The 19,528-nt window shown below is 35.8% G+C and carries 18 protein-coding genes; all 18 read right to left on the reverse strand.

Features of this window, described 5'->3' with window-relative positions; genetic code table 11:
• Entirely contained in the window at nucleotides 1-324 is a 324-nt protein-coding gene (locus tag B5D25_RS05510; RefSeq protein ID WP_078786944.1) for a ribosomal-processing cysteine protease Prp, read from the reverse strand.
• 5 nt (nucleotides 325-329) lie between these two features.
• On the reverse strand, nucleotides 330-638 hold the full coding sequence (gene rplU, locus B5D25_RS05515; protein ID WP_078786945.1) for a 50S ribosomal protein L21: 309 nt from the start codon (nucleotides 636-638) through the stop codon (nucleotides 330-332).
• 179 nt (nucleotides 639-817) lie between these two features.
• The gene (locus B5D25_RS05520; protein WP_143000636.1) at nucleotides 818-1,564 is read right to left on the reverse strand and encodes a hypothetical protein; all 747 of its coding nucleotides are present in this window, start codon (nucleotides 1,562-1,564) and stop codon (nucleotides 818-820) included.
• A gap of 576 nt (nucleotides 1,565-2,140) precedes the next feature.
• Complete coding sequence (locus B5D25_RS05525; protein ID WP_143000635.1) at nucleotides 2,141-2,788, reverse strand: hypothetical protein; 648 nt, start codon at nucleotides 2,786-2,788, stop codon at nucleotides 2,141-2,143.
• Nucleotides 2,789-2,991: 203 nt separating this feature from the next.
• Nucleotides 2,992-3,714 (reverse strand): hypothetical protein, encoded by a 723-nt coding sequence (locus B5D25_RS05530; RefSeq protein WP_078786948.1) that lies wholly within the window; start codon nucleotides 3,712-3,714, stop codon nucleotides 2,992-2,994.
• A 156-nt stretch (nucleotides 3,715-3,870) separates the two neighbouring features.
• Entirely contained in the window at nucleotides 3,871-5,106 is a 1,236-nt protein-coding gene (locus tag B5D25_RS05535; RefSeq protein ID WP_078786949.1) for a ribonuclease E/G, read from the reverse strand.
• Nucleotides 5,107-5,121: 15 nt separating this feature from the next.
• Nucleotides 5,122-5,853 carry a TIGR03936 family radical SAM-associated protein gene (locus B5D25_RS05540; RefSeq protein ID WP_078786950.1) on the reverse strand — a complete coding sequence of 244 codons (732 nt, stop codon included), beginning with the start codon at nucleotides 5,851-5,853 and terminating at the stop codon, nucleotides 5,122-5,124.
• Complete coding sequence (locus tag B5D25_RS05545) at nucleotides 5,850-7,712, reverse strand: TIGR03960 family B12-binding radical SAM protein (RefSeq protein ID WP_078786951.1); 1,863 nt, start codon at nucleotides 7,710-7,712, stop codon at nucleotides 5,850-5,852. The genes B5D25_RS05540 and B5D25_RS05545 overlap by 4 nt, the downstream gene beginning before the upstream one ends.
• 106 nt (nucleotides 7,713-7,818) lie before the next feature.
• Entirely contained in the window at nucleotides 7,819-9,183 is a 1,365-nt protein-coding gene (locus B5D25_RS05550; protein WP_078786952.1) for a PFL family protein, read from the reverse strand.
• A gap of 52 nt (nucleotides 9,184-9,235) precedes the next feature.
• Nucleotides 9,236-9,505: an ACT domain-containing protein gene (locus tag B5D25_RS05555; protein WP_078786953.1), complete on the reverse strand. Its 270-nt coding sequence runs from the start codon at nucleotides 9,503-9,505 to the stop codon at nucleotides 9,236-9,238.
• Between the two features lie 38 nt (nucleotides 9,506-9,543).
• Nucleotides 9,544-10,341 carry an MBL fold metallo-hydrolase gene (locus B5D25_RS05560; RefSeq protein WP_078786954.1) on the reverse strand — a complete coding sequence of 266 codons (798 nt, stop codon included), beginning with the start codon at nucleotides 10,339-10,341 and terminating at the stop codon, nucleotides 9,544-9,546.
• 18 nt (nucleotides 10,342-10,359) lie between these two features.
• Nucleotides 10,360-11,466 (reverse strand): ASKHA domain-containing protein, encoded by a 1,107-nt coding sequence (locus B5D25_RS05565; RefSeq protein ID WP_078786955.1) that lies wholly within the window; start codon nucleotides 11,464-11,466, stop codon nucleotides 10,360-10,362.
• Entirely contained in the window at nucleotides 11,466-12,692 is a 1,227-nt protein-coding gene (gene ilvA / locus B5D25_RS05570; protein ID WP_423230077.1) for a threonine ammonia-lyase, read from the reverse strand. Before ilvA ends, B5D25_RS05565 begins: the two co-directional genes overlap by 1 nt.
• A gap of 73 nt (nucleotides 12,693-12,765) precedes the next feature.
• Nucleotides 12,766-13,761 (reverse strand): signal recognition particle-docking protein FtsY, encoded by a 996-nt coding sequence (gene ftsY, locus B5D25_RS05575; protein WP_078786956.1) that lies wholly within the window; start codon nucleotides 13,759-13,761, stop codon nucleotides 12,766-12,768.
• 29 nt (nucleotides 13,762-13,790) lie between these two features.
• Nucleotides 13,791-17,366 (reverse strand): chromosome segregation protein SMC, encoded by a 3,576-nt coding sequence (smc, locus tag B5D25_RS05580; RefSeq protein WP_078786957.1) that lies wholly within the window; start codon nucleotides 17,364-17,366, stop codon nucleotides 13,791-13,793.
• A 2-nt stretch (nucleotides 17,367-17,368) separates the two neighbouring features.
• Entirely contained in the window at nucleotides 17,369-18,076 is a 708-nt protein-coding gene (gene rnc, locus B5D25_RS05585; protein ID WP_078786958.1) for a ribonuclease III, read from the reverse strand.
• A gap of 18 nt (nucleotides 18,077-18,094) precedes the next feature.
• On the reverse strand, nucleotides 18,095-19,123 hold the full coding sequence (gene plsX / locus B5D25_RS05590; RefSeq protein ID WP_078786959.1) for a phosphate acyltransferase PlsX: 1,029 nt from the start codon (nucleotides 19,121-19,123) through the stop codon (nucleotides 18,095-18,097).
• Between the two features lie 197 nt (nucleotides 19,124-19,320).
• Nucleotides 19,321-19,528: hypothetical protein (locus B5D25_RS13050; protein ID WP_341465072.1), on the reverse strand; the 208-nt coding region annotated here is incomplete at its 5' end.

Here is a 19,528-nt window from a genome sequence, read left to right on the forward strand (position 1 = left end):
TTACACCTCCTTGATGCAAACTTTCAAAAATCTCTGTCCATACTCCTTTTCAATATTGGTAAGTCCAATATATAAGGAATGTATCAGCAGTTTTGAATCACTGCTTACATCGGATATGATCTTAAATTCCAGGTCACCATTTTCAGCTGCATCGCAACTGAACTTATCATCCGTTAATTCCTCAATAGAATTAGCCGTATTGATTGCAAGCGCTGAAACCGCACTGCAAACAATATCTTCGCCATAATCAGCAAAGCCTGCATGACCTTTAATCGAAAATCCGAAATAGTAATCATTCTTCTTGATAAAATCAGCTTTAATCATAATGATTATGCATTGATTGAATCAATCTTTACACATGTATATGGCTGTCTATGACCATTCTTCTTGTGATATCCTGTCTTTGGCTTGTACTTGTAAACAACAACTTTCTTTGCTTTACCATCTCCAAGAACAGTAGCCTTTACAGTAGCGCTCTTTGCAGCATCACCGCAGATAATATCTGAATCTTTACTTACAACGATAACGTTATCAAATGTAACTGTCTCGTCCTTCTCTGCATTAAGCTTTTCTACCTTAATGATATCTCCTTCAGATACCTTGTACTGCTTTCCGCCTGTAGCTATAATTGCGTACATATGGTTTCCTCCTATTATCATTACTCGCCAACTGTGGCGGTGTCCAATCGACACACTTCTAGCCTCGTTGTGCGGCATACTCATGTAATATAGCATCTGTATATATACATGTCAAGAACATTTTTAAAAAAATTAAGACCGCCTGATTGCTCAAGCGGTCTTAAATCCATGTATAAATTTTATGGAAATGAGTATCTAACTGTTCTATTGTCTACTGACTTAACAAGCTCAGAGTTTGTATCTGTACCAAACTCAGCTACAAGTGGGTTATCACCAGGATTTACAGATGCTAACCAGAATGTGTAGCAGATCATAACGATATCATCATATGAAACGCTCCATCTCGGTCCTGTAACCTTGTAATCACATGCTGCATAGTGCTTACCGAAATCAGCGAAAAGATCACGGTGTGAAACGAACTGATCCTCGTTTGCATAGAAGTTATCTCCACTCTCTGTCTTGTACTGTAAAGAAAGTGTTCTGAACTGATGATCGCTTGTACCAGGAAGAAGTTCATCCTTGTAGCAGCTAAGATCAATTCTTGTTACCATGTTACCATCTCTGTGAGTATACCATTCTGATGCAAGTGCATCTTCGCTAGCTTCCTCAACAGGCTGATTATACATATCCTTACCAAGCCATCCATAATCATTAGCTAACTTGTAAAGGTCAAAATTCTTTCCGTAAGAATCAGATGTTACATAATCCTCAACTTTAACATCCATAGAAATCTTTACTCCGTATACTTCATATGAGTAAGCTCCCTTAGGTGCTTCTGTTGTAACTAATTCATCACCGTTAGGTCCGATGTCATAATTTTTTGCTTCTGCATTAGCACCCTGTGCCTGTGCACCAGCCTGTCCATCAGACTTTCCTTTTCCACATGCAGCTAAAGAAGAAACTAACATTGTGGATACCATTAACATACACATTGCCTTTTTGATTTTCTTTCCATTAAATATTGTTTTTAGTCCAGAAATTTTTTTCATATTGTTGTTTGTCATACCTCTCACTTACCCTTTCATAGTTTAAACAAAATCGTTTAAATTTTTTACCCATCGCTTACAGTTGCGGATAATATCACGGTAAAAATAATAAGTCAATACCCTTTTTTTGAATTATTTTTTCAAAGCACCCAAAAAACAGCACATTTCTTCGTTCAATAAAAAAAGCCCCCAAAACCCAGTATTTTAGAGACTTTTTCCGATTTTTATCATAATCAAACGAAATGAGTTTCTTCTATTATAGAACACCCCAAAATTATCAAAAAATTTTTTTAGAAATTTTTGTCGTATAAAAAAAATACGACATTTATATAGAAAATATTCCCAGTGCTCTCGGCATTCCATAATCGTACTATGGACATCATCACAAACATTCAGTCAGGTTATTTATGAACAGCGATGCCTATACTCTTTTTTACCTAGGAATAAATTCATGAAACATTATCTCATTGTTAAAATATATAAGCGTGAATAAAAATTTGGATATTATGAATCACGTCATTTATTTTTCCTGATTGAAAATCTCGAACGATAATCTTTAATAGAAATACATGTGAAAATAAGAACAGCTGTGAATAACAGAATATAAATAATCTCTATTATATTTCTGACAATAAATTCTTTAGACATATTATCGGTATTGTAATTTCTGACAATATCAAAAATATTTCTGCAAATACCGATCATTCCTGTTATTGCAGAAAAAAGCATAACAACAGTTGCATATCCTTTATTGTTAGTTATAAATATGATTGCGAGCATAGCAATAAGCAGTAATGCCAGGACAATAACAGCAATACCAAATATCGCATCAAATAATGCAAATAGTTTTTCTCTGATATCTTTCTCATCAGTCAGCTTTTTTGCAAATTTAAACTTTTCAATAATATCATCAAAATTGTTGATATACTCAATACTTCTAACTATAAAATATATCATAATCCCCACAAAGGTATAATACCTGCTGCCCAACATGGCAAATACAGCTATTACCGCAGAAAGAAGCATCAAGCTTATCAACTCAAACCTGATATATGTATTGCTGTTTCCAAACCGTTCTTTAATCTCGTAGATCCAAAAAAAGAAACAGATTGTGGATAGCAAAGCTATTATAAAGAGAGAAAGATCCTTTCGTAATTTCTTCATAAAATACACCCCGCTTCCCCAAAGAGACAGTTCCCCAACTATCATCATATCTTACAAAGAATTATATGCATCGAAAAATTAAATTCTATCTATTTAACAAAATATTTTTTTATATTCAAAAAAAAATTGTTTTATTTTACTATAATCGGATTCTTAATCCCAAAATATAGTTGTAACCATATATATAAGAAGAAACACCTGTTTTATCCTCTTACACCACCATAAACTCCGAGCATTTGATTGTCATAATAATCAATTTTATACCTGCTGGTAGCAACGATACAAAGATTAACAAAAAGGAATAAACTCACAAAACTTACTACGATCATAAGTGAATATTTTATCCATAACCAGATATCGTAATGCACCTCTTTATTAATTGCCGGATAGATATAATTAATAAAATAGATTGCTATGCAAACAACTTCCAAAACAACTTCAAATATAATAGCAGGAACAGAAACTGTTTTAGCCTTAGCATAAATTGTAGTTATAAAAAGTGCTACAAATAAAACAGTTACCAAAAATACTAAAATCGGACGAATTCCGGTCAAAATATCATTTATCTTATATATATCTTTAGAGTATCTGTTTTCACTCTTTAAAGCCTTTTTCAAACAGTCAAAATTCTTGGAAAAATGTACGATTTCAGTAATGGAATTTACAATCATTACAGCCATCCCGAAACCAACGGTTTTTACGCTGTTTATCTTATATGCGCTATATGAAACAAGCCCTAAAAATACGATAGATAATAGTCTTGTTATATTGGTAAAATAAAAATTAAAATTCAGTACTTTTACCTGTTTATTTAATCCAAGTACGGAAAATAAATCTTTAAAACAATAAATCTGATATATTATAAGCAAAAATGCGAGTGTCATCACGGCATTAAATGATTTCTGTTTACTTCCGTCCGTTCCCATTAAAATGTCCTCCAAGCAAGTATATGAACCTAAATTTTTCGTCAAAAATTACAAATCCAAAAAATTGTATAATATGTACAAATCCATATACCCGACGCGTGTATTTATATATTTATATTATAATATTTATATTATGATTTGTCGCTATTTTTTTTCTTAACGGTCATCAAAAAGAAGATCTTTCAGATTATAAGGAATCCTGATTTTATGCCTTGTGATTTCAGCAAGTCCAAGCCCTGTCATATCGACGAAGAAGCATTTATTACTGTCTCTTGATATATATTCTTTAAGGACCTTTATAACTTCTGTAAGGTCCTCATCATTTTTCATATTTATTAGATCCACGATCATTATGCCGGAAAGGTTTCTAATTCTCATCAAACGGGAAATAGCTTTCACTGCTTCTATATTTGTCTTCTTAAAATGATTACTTACACTGCTTCCTTTAATATCTTTTCCGGTATTTACATCTATTACAGTTAGAGCTTCCGTTGGATCAACAATTAAATATCCACCTGAATGAAGATAAATCTTATGCCCAAAATTAACCGATAATTCTTTATCAAGATTATAAAGAGCCCTTAATGACTGCATTGCATCCTGATGCATCATAACTTTTATTTTATTGTCGGTTTTCTCATCATTTAATTCAGCATTTTTATAGACTAATGAAAGTTCATCATATACAACCTTTTCATCAGTTATGATGCATACTTCGTCATAATTACTCTTACCAATCTTTTCTATAATATAATCAATATACTTTTCATCATGACTATATATACATTTTCCGGGAACACTAAATGTTGCAGAATTTCGTACTTCTTGAAGAGCCTCCAAGGTCAACTTCAAATCTTCTATTATTACTTTTTCATCCATATAGGCTGAAAGTGACCTAAAGATCGCACCTTCATTACCATTAAAGAGTTCCGGATTATCTTTTTTAAAGTTTTCAAAAATCTCTTTTAATTCATTTCTTTTATTTTCATTTTTTATCTTTTTTGAAATCCCGATCTTGCCACTATAATTTGCTACAGTCATCTTTCCTCTTATAGCTAATTCTGCAGTGGCTTGAGACTTTTTATTACCGGTAGTTTCTTTAACAACCTGCACGAGAAGTTGGTCGCCTTTTTTTACTTTTCCGCTTCTACCGTTCTTCAAAAATATATGCTTATTCTCATTTTCTTTCAGAGAATAATAAAGCATATCTCCGTCATCTATCCTGAGAAATGCAGCATCCAGATTATTTACTATATTTTCAACAGTTGCTACATATATATTTCCAACTTTACTTTCATCAGAAAAAGGATGAACCTCTGAAAGAACTTCATCCTCATATATATACGCCGTCAGGCCGCAGTTCGCTTTTATAATAAGCATCCTACACTTCATATATTTACCTCCGGATCAAAACCTGTTACCTGCTTCACTAAGCGGTTTAAATCCTGTCTTCTTATCGCCGAAATATGTCTCGAGTCGTAAAACATTATACATGAATCTATCATATTCTGTTCCGAATTTATCGCACAATGCAGTAAGCACATTTTCCGGCTTTATATTCTCATGGCTTCCTGTTGCAAGAAGCATATAAATACCATTATCACGGAAATTCATATCATATATTAATGGCTTGATATCTGTTACAACTTCCGACTTCTTGGTTTTCTTAAGTACATTTATAGAGTCTTCACCTTTTAAATCTTCTATAGCCTGACTGACCTTCTCCAGAATCTCCGAATCGTCAAGCTGAAAATGATTCTTATAAAAGGCAATTCCTTTATCAGTTAAAGTGACCAGATAATCAGATGCAGTTACAGCTGCCATGGAATTTATAGCATCATCCGGAAGCTCGACAATATCGATCATCTTTATAAAAGGTGATCCCACATTATTAAATCTCTCAATTATATCATCGGATGTTGTTACCGATTCAAATTCAGCATCACAATATTCCCCAACGGATTCCATCATAAGCGGCATAGGTGCAGCAAATGAAATGATCTGATGAGGACTCATACCTGTACTGTATTTAATATCCAATTCAGCTCTTCTGATGGCTTTTTGGAAATATCTCATAACATCAAGATGACTTATGAACTTAAGAGGTCCTGTTTTACTGTATTTTATCCTAACTTTCATTGTCCAAAGCACACTCCACTTCCGAAAGCCGCTCCTCCGCAGCCCTGACACTTGTCCCGACAATTAGATGTCACAATACCTTTTCTGGCTGTTTCCCATTCACTTTTAAGGAATGATTTGGAAACACCGGCATCTATGTGATCCCAAGGGAATACTTCATCAATATCCCTTTCTCGTTCAGTATAAAACTTATAATCAATGCCATTATCTCTGAAAGCTTTATAATATCTTTCCATATCAAAAAATTCTGTCCAGGCATCAAATATAGAACCGGCTTTATATGCATCATAGATTATTTTTGCAAGCTTTCTGTCTCCTCTTGCAAAAACACCTTCAAGTACAGAAATATCCTGGTCATGATATGCAAATCTAAGTCTCTTTTTATTTAACTGAAGATTGAATGTATCCTTTACATGTCTGGCTCTCGCTACATATTCTTCTCTTCCGAGCATAGGTGCCCACTGGAAAGGAGTAAAAGGCTTAGGTACAAAATAAGAAGCAGATGCAGTGATCTGAAGTGTACCAACTCTCTCTTCCTTTGGAACTGTTTCAAAATACAGTTCAGAGATTTTCTCGGAAAGAAGCGCAATACCTTCAGCATCTTCATCTGTTTCAGTAGGAAGTCCAAGCATGAAATATAATTTTACTTTATTCCATCCGCCCTTAAATGCATCTCTTGATCCATTTAAGATATCTTCCTCTGTTATGCCCTTATTGATAACATCTCTCATTCTCTGACTTCCGGCTTCAGGAGCAAATGTAAGAGATACCTTCTTGATGTCCTGAACTTTCTTCATGACATCCAAAGAAAATGCATCAATCCTGAGGGAAGGCAGGGATACATTTACATGTTTTTTATCCATTTCATCCATGAGATACTCCAAAAGATCCTTCAACGAAAGATAATCACTTGTAGAAAGAGAACTAAGTGATATCTCTTCATATCCGGTATTTTTAAGCATCTCATTCGCATACTTTTTAAGAAGCTCAACATTCTTCTGTCTGGTTGGTCTGTAGATCATTCCCGCCTGACAGAATCTGCAGCCTCTGATACATCCTCTCATAACCTCAAGAACAACTCTGTCCTGAGTCGCTCTAAGGTATGGAATCACAGGCTTCATCGGATATGGAGCCTTATTAAAATCCGTTACAACAACTTTTTTGATTTTCTTTGGAACATCAGGATAAATAGGCGAAACATTATTCACTGTTCCATCTTCATTATATGTACATTCATACATAGAAGGCACATATATACCCTTTATCTTCGATGCTTCATGAAGAAATTCATGTCTGGTCATATCAGATGCTTTATACTGCTTATATAAGATAAACAGATCATTATAACTAACTTCACCTTCTCCAATATAGAAAATATCAAAGAAAGGAGCAACAGGTTCAGGATTATAAATGCAAGGCCCTCCGCCGATAACTATAGGGTCATCTTTAGATCTTTCCTCTGCATAAATAGGAAATCCCGAAAGCTCTATCACTTGAAGAATATTGGTATAACACATTTCATACTGGAGGGTTATGCCAAGGAAATCAAAGTCTTTGACAGGACTCTGAGTCTCAAGAGTGAATAAAGGAATATTCTTCTCCCTCATGATTTTATCGAGATCAGGCCATGGGCTGTATACCCTTTCGCAATACGTATCCTCTCGTCTGTTAAACATATCATAGAGAATCTGGATTCCAAGATATGACATGCCTATCTCGTAGACATCAGGAAAACACATGGCAAAACGAATATCGATCTTACTAAGATCCTTCTCAACCATGTTTACCTCATGTCCTATATAACGTGACGGCTTTTCAACCGCCATAAGTATTTCATCTGATAAAGCCAATTTACTCATTTAATTATCCTTACTGAGTTTTATATAAATCATATTAGTTCGTATATATCGAAAATTCATTAATTCTCGAACTGTATATTTTTCATTTTTTGAAACAACGAAAATATTAGTTCTTGAAACTATGAACAGGAGCAGGTATTCTACCTGTTCTGTTTACGAAATTAGAACAATCGTAATTATTTACCTTCATAATAGGAGCATATCCGAGAAGACCACCAAATTCAGCACTATCTCCCTCTTTCTTACCAATAACAGGGATAATTCTTACAGCTGTAGTCTTCTGGTTGATCATACCTATAGCCATTTCATCAGCAATGATTCCGGAAATAGTTGTAGCTTTTGTATCTCCAGGGATTGCGATCATATCAAGGCCTACCGAACATACACAAGTCATTGCTTCAAGTTTTTCAATAGTAAGGCATCCGATCTCAGCAGCCTTGATCATTCCCTGGTCCTCACTTACAGGTATAAATGCACCTGAAAGTCCACCAACGTATGAAGAAGCCATGATACCCCCTTTCTTAACCTGGTCATTTAAAAGAGCAAGAGCAGCTGTTGTACCAGGAGCACCTGCATATTCAAGACCGATTTCGTGAAGAATATCCGCTACCGAATCACCTATAGCAGGTGTTGGAGCAAGTGAAAGGTCGACTATACCAAATGGAACATTGAGTCTCTTAGATGCTTCTTTAGCAACAAGCTGACCAACTCTTGTAATCTTAAATGCAGTCTTCTTGATAGTTTCACAGAGTACTTCAAAGCTTTCTCCTCTTACTTCTTCAAGAGCTGTCTTAACAACACCCGGACCTGAAACACCGACATTAATAACTCTGTCTGCTTCAGTAACACCATGGAATGCACCTGCCATGAAAGGATTATCATCAGGAGCATTACAGAATACAACAAACTTAGCACATCCGATAGAATCATTATCAGCAGTAAGTTCAGCAGCTTCCTTAATCTTCTCACCAATGAGCTTTATAGCATCCATATTGATTCCTGTTTTAGTTGATCCACAGTTAACAGAACTGCAGACAACATTTGTCTCAGCAAGAGCTCTTGGTATAGATTCAATAAGAAGCTTATCAGCGGCTGTCATACCCTTTGATACAAGAGCAGAATAACCACCGATGAAATTAACTCCAACTTCAGCTGCAGCTCTATCAAGAGTTTTAGCTATTTCAATAAAATCATCTATAGTCTTACAAACAGATCCACCTACAAGTGCAATAGGTGTAACGGAAATTCTCTTATGAATAATAGGAATTCCGTACATCTTTGTTATCTCATTCCCTGTTGCAACGAGATCCTTTGCACTTTCAGTAATCTTCTTAAATATCTTATCACATGTTTCCTGAACATCTTTTCCGACACAATCAAGAAGGCTTATTCCCATGGTGATCGTTCTGACGTCAAGATTCATCTTGCTGACCATTGAATTGGTTTCTATAACTTCATTTAATGTAATCATTTTTTATCCTTCTTCCCTCAAATATAAAGTATTGATCAATTTAAAGGATCAATTAGATTCTATGCATCATATCGAATATTTCTTCCTTCTGAGCCTTGATCTCAACGCCGATCTCATGGCCGACAGAACTAAGTTCTGAAGAAATCTCATCATGGGATTTAATAGATTTGGATGTATCAACCAGCATCATCATATTGAAATACCCCTGCATGGTTGTCTGCGTAATATCACAGATATTGATATTATTGTTTGCAAGATATGTACATACCTTAGCTATAATACCTACTGTATCCTTACCTATAACCGTAATAATTGTTCTCATCTATTTATCCTCCCTAAATATGAATCTCATTAAATATATTACAGCTCATAAAGCCTGTCATTTCTGTCTCTGAAAGCTGTATGAAGATCAAAATCTCTTACATCATCGGTAAAAGAATTTCCTTTAAGTTCATTTTTAACCGTTTCAAAGGCAAGTTCAGGAAAATTATTTTCACTGCTTAGATGTCCGAGTATAACTGTTTTTATATGATCATTCAATAAATTTTTTATGAATTTTCCGGCAGTTTCATTTGAAAGATGCCCTTTTTCTCCAAGTATTCTCCTTTTCAGATCATATGGATAAGGCCCCGCCTCAAGCATTCTTATATCATGATTGCTTTCTATAAGTAAAACATCACTGTCTGATAATGTATTCACAAGATAATCATTATAATTACCAAGATCCGTCGCAACTGATACCTTATTCTTTCCATCCGTAAACGAAAAGCAAACCGGTTCATACGCATCATGCCATATGGATCTCGGTGTGACAGTGAGATCCTTTATACTGAATGCCACGTCACTTTCTACCACATTATACAATGAATCATCTATCATGCCAACGCTTCTGCATTCACCAATACCTTTTATAGTACCGGCAGTCGCATATATCGGAATATGATATCTTCTCGATAAAACCCCCAGTCCCTTTATATGATCACTATGCTCATGGGTTATTACAACAGCATCTATATCTTTCCCGGACATATCGGCATTTTTCAGCCCTTCTTCTATTTTTTTAAGACTTATGCCGGCATCAACAAGTATAGCCGCATTATCAGTAGTTACAACGGAAACATTTCCACTGCTGCCACTGGCTATATTCATGAATTTCATTAAGTAAACTCCTAAAATCTATCTTTTTTCAAATGTCATATTCCCGGCAAAAAGATCTTCGTACATTTTATCACCTCCGGGCTGGAATGTAACTATACTCTTTCGGAATATATCATATTCACCAAACTTACAGTCTGTACCAAATTTCAAACAATCATTTATCAGCATCTCTGACCCAAGTAATGATGTATTGCCGGAAATTTCTGTCTTATCGATCAATTGAGACGGTATAATACCGAGATTCTCCGCATCTCTAAGAGACATGTGAAACCCAAATCCACCTGCTACATATAATCTGTCAACATCAGTAACTTTGATACCCGACTTTTCCAAAAGAAAAATAAGTGAAGCATAAATTGCTGCAACAGCAAGCTGTATCTCTCTTATGATTTTTTCTGTAAGATGTATCTTTACTCCGGAAATTGTTATATCCTTGCCGGACTTTATAAATTCATCACTCAGAAATAAATCCCTTCTTAACTCACCTGTGCTGATAAGCCCTGAAATAGCAGAAATGGTAGTCTTTCCGTATATTCCCGTTGACCTGGTACTATTTTCAAATGCAGGTCCGCAGGCAGCGGAAATGGCAGTAAGTCTGCCTTCATGACTAAGGATCATTTCTCCATTAGTCCCCATATCGATAAGTAATTCTGTTTTATCTGTTTTAAATTTATAAAAAGCTCCTATCACTGAGTCTCCGCCTATAAAGGCTGATGCGCCTGCAAGTACTTTAACAGGCACTTTATCAAGCAGAGTTATCTCCTCATTTTCGGTAAAAGGGCAGGTAAATGGCGCCTTTCCGAGAGAAGTAATCTCCTTCCCGAGTATTATGGAAGCCATTACGGTATTTGCAGAAATAATTCCGAATTTTAAATCATCAGAAGTATATTCATTGCCAAGCATTTTTCTAAGCGAATCCTCTATACTTTTAATGATAAGATCTTTCATCATCTTAAGATTATCATTTCTTTCAGATAATGTGATCCTACTTATAACATCAGAACCGAATTTAACCTGAGGATTTATGAAACCGTCCTTAATGATAACTGTATTATTCTCATCAATCAGTGAAACTGCCACCGTTGTAGTTCCTACATCGATGGCAGCAAAAAGCTTTTTATCCATTATATTTTCGCCTTAGGAGTCTTTTCAATTGGTCTATATCCTGTTTTCTCAAGCCTGTTCATAATCTTCTTCTTATGTTCAGGTCCGAAAGCTTCCATTGTGATAACAAGCTCTACAGCATTATTACGATTCAAGGAAACGAACTGGTTATGATCAAGCTCAATGATATTTCCCTGTTCTTCTGCAATTATCTGTGATACTTTAACAAGTTCACCCGGCTTATCCGGAAGAAGAACTGAAACCGTAAATATTCTGCTTCTTGCAAAAAGGCCATTCTGTACAACTGAAGAAAGAGTTATAACATCCATATTTCCACCTGAAAGGATGCTGACAACCTTCTTATCTTCACCTTTTATATGCTTAAGAGCAGCAACTGTAAGAAGTCCACTGTTCTCAACTATCATCTTATGATTTTCGATCATATCAAGGAAGGCAACTATAAGTTCACTGTCTTCAACTGTGATAATGTCATCGATATTTTCCTGAATATATGGGAAAATCTTTGAACCCGGTGTCTTAACAGCTGTACCGTCTGCGATGGTATTAACGCTATCAAGAGTAGTTACCTTTTTCTTCTTAAGTGAAACCTGCATACAATTTGCTCCGGCAGGTTCAACACCGATTACCTTTATATTTGGATTAAGCATCTTAGCAAGTGTTGAAACACCTGTTGCAAGCCCGCCTCCTCCGATAGGTACAAGGATTACATCAACAAATGGAAGATCTTTAAGTATTTCCATAGCAACCGTACTCTGACCTGTTGCAACCTCAAGATCATCAAATGGATGAATAAATGTATATCCTTCCTCTTCAGCAAGCTGAAGTGCATATTCACATGACTCATCATACACATCACCCTTAAGGATAACTTCAGCTCCGAGAGACTTAGTTCTATTAACCTTTATAAGAGGTGTAGATGTAGGCATAACTATTATTGCCTTGCATCCGAATTCTTTTGCTGCATATGCAACGCCCTGCGCATGATTTCCTGCAGATGCTGTAATAAGTCCTCTTCCTCTTTCGATATCAGAAAGCTGACTCGTCTTATAATATGCTCCTCTGATCTTATATGCACCTGTAAGCTGCATATTTTCAGGTTTAAGGAATACCTTATTGCCTGTTAATTTACTGAAATATTCACTTTCGATAAGAGCAGTATTACGTGCCACTTTAGACACTATATTGTATGCTTCTTCACATTTCTCAAGTGTTATCTTATCCATCATATCAATTTACCCTTCCTATCTCATCCTTCATCCGAAACGGTTTCAGGATAAGGATTTATATATTCGAAATGAATTACAGATCAAAGAGATCATCATCTCTCTGTATGCCTTCGTTTGCTTCAATGATTCTTTCAACATCAGACATATCAGCTTCTACACTGAAGTCAGCAAAAAGTGCTGTAATGAACTGACCCGGATCAAACTTCTGAAGGTCATCGACCTTTTCACCGATACCGATATACTTAACAGGAACCGATAATTCAGACTGAATAGCTATTGCTATACCACCCTTTGCAGTTCCGTCAAGCTTTGTAATGATGATACCGTCAATCTCTGAAACAGTACTGAACTGTCTTGCCTGTTCAAGCGCATTCTGACCTGTTGTACCGTCAAGAACAATAAGAGTCTCAACATTTGCTTCAGGATATTCCTTTGAAATGATTCTTCTCATCTTAGCAAGCTCATCCATAAGATTTTTCTTATTATGAAGTCTTCCGGCTGTATCAACAAGAAGAATATCTGTATTTCTGGCCTTAGCCGCATTAACAGCATCATATACAACAGCTGAAGGATCTGATCCTTCGCTCTGAGCGATTATATCAACTTCAGCTCTTTCTGACCATGTTTTAAGCTGATCGATAGCTGCAGCTCTGAATGTATCCGCAGCAGCGATAAGAACCTTCTTACCTCTTTTTCTATACTGTGAAGCAAGCTTTCCGATAGATGTAGTCTTTCCAACTCCGTTTACACCGATAACGAAGATAACCGTCTTCTTCTCCTCGAAATCATAAGCAGAGTCATCAACATTCATCTGATCTCTAAGGCTGTTGATGATAAGTTCTTTACATTCAGCCGCATCCTTAAGCTTAAGCTCTTTTACTCTTGCCTTAACGTCAGCAATAACCTTTTCTGCTGTTTCATATCCCATATCAGCCATTACAAGTGTTTCTTCAAGCTGATCATAAAAATCATCATCAATCTCATTTGCTTTGAAGAGATTTGAGAAACTCTTAGAAATATTATTTCTTGTCTTTGCAAGACCTTCCTTTAACTTTGAAAAAAATCCCATAAATTTTGTCCTTTCTTTAAAGCCTAAATCTAGTCATCAAGCTTATCTTCAATAAGATTAACCGATACCAGAGTTGAAACACCTTTCTCCTGCATTGTAATACCGTAAAGGATATCAGCAGATTCCATGGTGCCTCGTCTATGAGTAATAACTATAAACTGTGTGTCCTTTGTAAGTTTATCAAGATATTTAGCAAATCTCTTAACATTCGAGTCATCAAGGGCTGCCTCAATCTCGTCAAGAAGACAGAATGGAGATGGTTTAAGACTCTGAATAGCAAAAAGAAGTGCAATAGCTGTAAGACTCTTCTCTCCACCGGAAAGCTGCATCATATTCTGAAGTTTTTTTCCCGGCGGTTGTGCATTGATAATGATTCCGGATTCAAGTATATCCTCTTCATCAACAAGAGAAAGTGTTGCCTTACCGCCTCCGAAAAGCTCATGGAATACCTTTTGGAACATTTCCTGGATATCCTTAAACTTCGCATTAAATGTATCCTTCATAGCCTTTTCAAGCTCGGCTATTATATTCTTGAGATTATCTTCCGCTTCAACTATATCATCTCTTTGAGCACTAAGGAAATTATATCTCTCAGACACTTCTTTATACTCTTCAATGGCATTGACATTGACATCGCCAAGTCCTTTGATATCGCTCTTAACAGTAGCTATCTCTTTCTTTAATGCAGATCTTGATAACTCATCCGCAGCATTTTCACTATTCTCATTTACAAGCTGACTTGCAGCTGAATATGTGAGTTCATATTCTTCCCACATATAATTTATCTGGCCGTCTTTCTTTTCGGTTACCTTCTCGATATTATTATTGCATGTAAATATCGCCTTATCCATACGACCGATCTCAGCAGTTAGTTCTTCTCTTCTGTTGAGGAATTCTTTATGCTTTTTATTTACTTTATCTTTTTCATTAACAAGAGCTTCAAGTTTTTCTGTATTCTCACTGATTATCTTATCATTTGATTTCTTGATCCCACTGAGTTCATCAATCTTAATCTTAAAACTCTCACTATTTGAACCTGACTGATCAAGTCTGTCAAGATAACTCTTTTCGTCACCTTTTGTTCTTTCGATTTCATTATTGATACGTTCAATATTCTGATCGATGAATCCCGACTGCTGCTTAATATTTCCTGCCTTAAGTGAAAGGGAAGCAAGTTCTTCATCCTTATGCTTTTTACTTTCACGTAGGCTGTTTACCTCAGATTCAAGAGTTGTAATATAAGACTTTCTCTCTTCGATAGCATTTTCTTTCTGCTTTCCTTCATCAAAGAGTTCGTCTTTATTTACATTAATATCTTTAACCTGTTCATCAAGTTCTATATTTTCTTTCTTAACCGCTTCAAAAAGTTCAAGAGTTTCATCAAGACTTCTTGTAGCATTTTCAAGACTGAGTCTTAAAGTATTCTCTTCAATACCCTGACGCTGGATAACCTGATTCAGTCTGTCTCTTTCTTCTTTGAGAGATTCCCTCCTCATTAAAAGTTCTGTCTCTTTCTGTCTTGCCTCCTGGAGCTTTACACTTGCTTTCTTGATATCTTCAGAAAGCTGATCAAGCTCTCTTTTACGTCCAAGAAGGTTACTCTGATTTTTGAAAGCACCACCGGTCATTGATCCACCCGGATTAATGAGTTCTCCTTCAAGAGTAACAAGTCTGAGAGACTGATTAAACTTAGCCGCTATCCTACTTGCATTATCAATATTATCAACAACAATGCTTCGTCCAAGAAGGTTATCAACAATATTCTGATATTTACTGTCTACAGTTACCAGTTTCGAAGCAATACCGATTACACCTTTTTCCTTAAGAGCTTCCGGAGTTACGCTTCCTTTTGCTACAACCTTAGAAGCAGGAAGAAATGTAGCTCGTCCCAGCTTATTTTCTTTAAGGAAACGGATCATTTTCTTTGCTGTTTCATCTGTATCAGTAACGATATTCTGAATACTTCCACCAAGTGAAGTTTCAATCGCTATTTCATACTCGGACTGAACCTTAATAATATCTGCAACAACACCGACAATTCCTTTATTCTTTTCCTTCTGCTCCATAACCTTCTTGATACTGTTGCCGTAGCCTTCATATCTTTCAGTAAGATTTACGAGAGCATCATGTCTTGATCTTAAGCTAATAACCATCTGATTGTATTTGGTTATATCAGATTTAACGGTTGCAGCTTCTTCTGTATTATTTTTAATGCCATTCTCGGCATTTTTATGCTTTTCCTGATTATCACGAAGAAGTTCGGATGCATTACGAAGAGAGTCTGCAAATCTTTTCTTCTCCTCTGTAAACTTCTCTTCATCACTCTTTAATGAGAGATACTTCTGTCTTAATTCAGTCTTTCTGAGCGAAATATTTTCGAGCATGGTATCATATCTTCCGACTTTCGCCTTAAGAGTACCGCCTTCATTAATGAAATCAATGATCTCGCCCTTAGCATTTTCAATTTCTTCTTCTTTAGCAAATATCTTGCTTTCAAGTTCGTCACATTCTTTTTTCTTATCAGCAACTTCCTTCTCTGCACTTGAAACTGTAGAAGAGAAATTATCTTTATCATTTTTATATTTCCGGAGTTCACCGGAAAGTCTTTCTATCTCGGTTCTGATACGAGAAATCTCACCTACAATAAGCTCTTTATTCTTATTTTCGGAAGAAATCTGTTCAGTAAGAACTCTGATCTCACCATCAGCTTTTTCATTTTCAAGCTTCTTATCCGTAATATCATTTCTTGCTGCTTCAATCTTGGCATCAAGTTCTTCTACGGATTTTTCAAGTTCATCATACTGCTGTCTTGTATGTTCAAATTCTGACTTAAGTCTGTCAGAATCATCATTCATGATTTTAAGTTCCTGCTCATACTTTTCAAGGAGAGCATTGATCTCTTTAATCTCGATAAGGAATGAACTCACTTCGAGACCTTTTAATTTTTCCTTATAAGCAAGATATTTTCTGGCCTTTTCAGACTGTCTTTCAAGAGGACCTACTCGTCCTTCCAACTCACTTAAAATATCATTTACACGGCTTAAATTCTGATGTTCGGAAAGAAGTGCTTTCTCTGTAGCAGCTTTATTCTTCTTATATTTTACAATACCTGCTGCTTCATCAAAAAGTTCTCTCTTTTCCTCAGGTTTACCGCTAAGGATCTGCTCAATCTTACCCTGTCCGATTATTGAGTAACCTTCTTTACCGATACCTGTATCGAAGAAAAGCTTTGTAACATCTTTAAGTCTTGTAACTGTACCATTAATAAGATATTCACTTTCACCGGATCTATAAACACGTCTTGCTACAGTAACCTCATTATAATCAACAGGAAGCTTGTGATCGCTGTTATCGAGAGTGATAGCAACATAAGCTGAACCCTGAGGTTTTCTAAGCTCAGTACCGGCAAAAATAACATCTTCCATCTTGGCACCACGAAGGTTCTTCGCGCTCTGCTCACCCAGTACCCATCTTACCGCATCGGCGACATTACTTTTACCTGAACCATTCGGACCAACAATAGCTGTAATTCCGTTATTGAATTTAAAATCTATTTTATTTGCAAATGATTTAAAACCATTTACCTCAATACTCTTAAGATACATAATTAATAAACCCCAAGCGTCAAAAGTGTTTTATGTGCCGCAATCTGTTCAGCACCTTTTTTAGTATTACCGACGCCCTTCTCGTAAGTTTTTTCTTCTCCGTCTGCTCCTGTTATCACAACTTCAACTTCATATGTTTTATTGTGATCCGGACCGGTTTCACTTATCTCTCTGTAAGTAAGTGTATTTCCGATTTTTTGGACATATTCCTGAAGCAGTGATTTAGAATCATGAAAAAGCACCTTATTCTGTATATCTGTAAGAAGATGTCTTACAACATAATTCTTCGCTTCTTTGATACCACCATCAAGATAGATAGCACCAAGAACAGACTCAAAAAGATCGCAGAGTATGGAACTTCTGTTTCTTCCTCCTGTAACCTCTTCTCCATTACTAAGATACAGATAATCACCAAAACCGAATTTCTCTGTAATCTGTGATAATGTATACTCGCAGACAAGGCTTGCTCTTAACTTAGTAAGCTCGCCTTCAGACTTTTCAGGATATCTTTTAAATAATTCATTACTTACAATGAATTCAAGAACAGCATCACCAAGATACTCATACCTTTCATATGATGGAATCTTCTTTTTCCTATATTCATTTACAAATGACTTATGTGTAAATGCAATATCCAGATGATTCTTATCCTTAAATGTATAATTTATTTTCTTTTCCAGTTCTGTATAATCATTTTCACCGAAAACCATTTGATTACTCCAGTAGTCTTACTCCTCAGACTTCTCTTCTTCCTTTACTAATCCGCTGATGATCTTTCCACTTACATCATTTAAAACGAAATTGTTGCACTGCTTAATAGCACTTATAACTTCGCCTTCTTTTGAATTACCGTGAATCTTAACTACAAGACCTTTAAGACCGAGAAGCGGTGCACCGCCCTTATTGCTGGCAGAGAAAGCAGACATTGTCTTCTTAAGGTTCTTCTTGATAAGAAGAGCACCAATCTTACTTTTGAAACTGCTCATCATAGCACCCTTCATCTCTGTAAGGATCATCTTTGAAAGTCCTTCGTAGAGTTTCAGGATTACATTACCAACAAATGCTTCTGTAAGAATAACATCAGCTTTTCCGAAAGGTATCTCTCTTGATTCAATACTTCCGATAAAATTAATATCTTTACATGCTTTAAGAAGTGGATAAGTTTCCTTAACTAAAGCATTTCCTTTTTCTTCTTCTGTACCTATATTAACTATAGCTACTGTAGGCTTTTTTATTCCGACAACATTCTGCATATAAATGCTGCCCATCTTTGCAAACTGAACAAGAACTTCAGGTCTTGCATCTACATTAGCTCCACAGTCTATAAGAAGCGAAGGACTTTTAGATGTAGGAATAAGCGGTGCCAAAGGAGTTCTTTTAACCCCTTTTGCTCTACCTACTATAAATTGTCCGCCTGCAAGTACAGCTCCTGAACTTCCTGCAGAGATAAATGCATCAGCTGTACCGTCTTTTACGAGATTAAGACCCACAACAAGTGAAGAATCCTTCTTCTTTTTAACAGCTTCTACAGGGCCGTCATGGCATGTAATCTCTTCAGTTGCATTAACAACCTTAATTCTGTTCTTATCATATGTATATTCGCTTAAAAGCTTATTTAATTCATCTTCATGACCGGTGAGATATACTGTAACATTACTATTCTCTTCTATTCCTTTAACTGCACCCTTAACTATAACAGGAGCACCATTATCTCCACCGATAGTATCTATGACGATATTAACATTTTTCTTTTCCATTAAATGAATTCCTCCACACAAAGTAAAAAACGCCTTATATATATTAGCCTAAAACAGCCTTCTATGCAAGTATTAGAATATGAAGGGATGGAGTAAATCTGTTGTCAGTTGGGAGAGCATAAAAAGAAAAGCTTCTAGATATAATGATTTAGAATTGTTTGCCTTATTCTACTTTTATCCGTCTGCTTTGTCAAACCCTAGAACAACAACTGATGCAGCCTTATTGAGGCTGTCTTTCGCACTGTCCCCTCCGGTACATGTACCTGTATTCGATCTATATAACTTTTTGCTTGATCATAATGTTCAGAAATGATATCTCTAAGGGTAAATTTTTCAGGCGTAACATTTGTCAACGAAGCTGTATCTATTCCTCTGTTTTCTCTGCTGTACTTTACCAGATTGATG

Source organism: Eubacterium ruminantium (assembly GCF_900167085.1).
GTDB classification, from domain to species: domain Bacteria; phylum Bacillota; class Clostridia; order Lachnospirales; family Lachnospiraceae; genus Eubacterium_Q; species Eubacterium_Q ruminantium.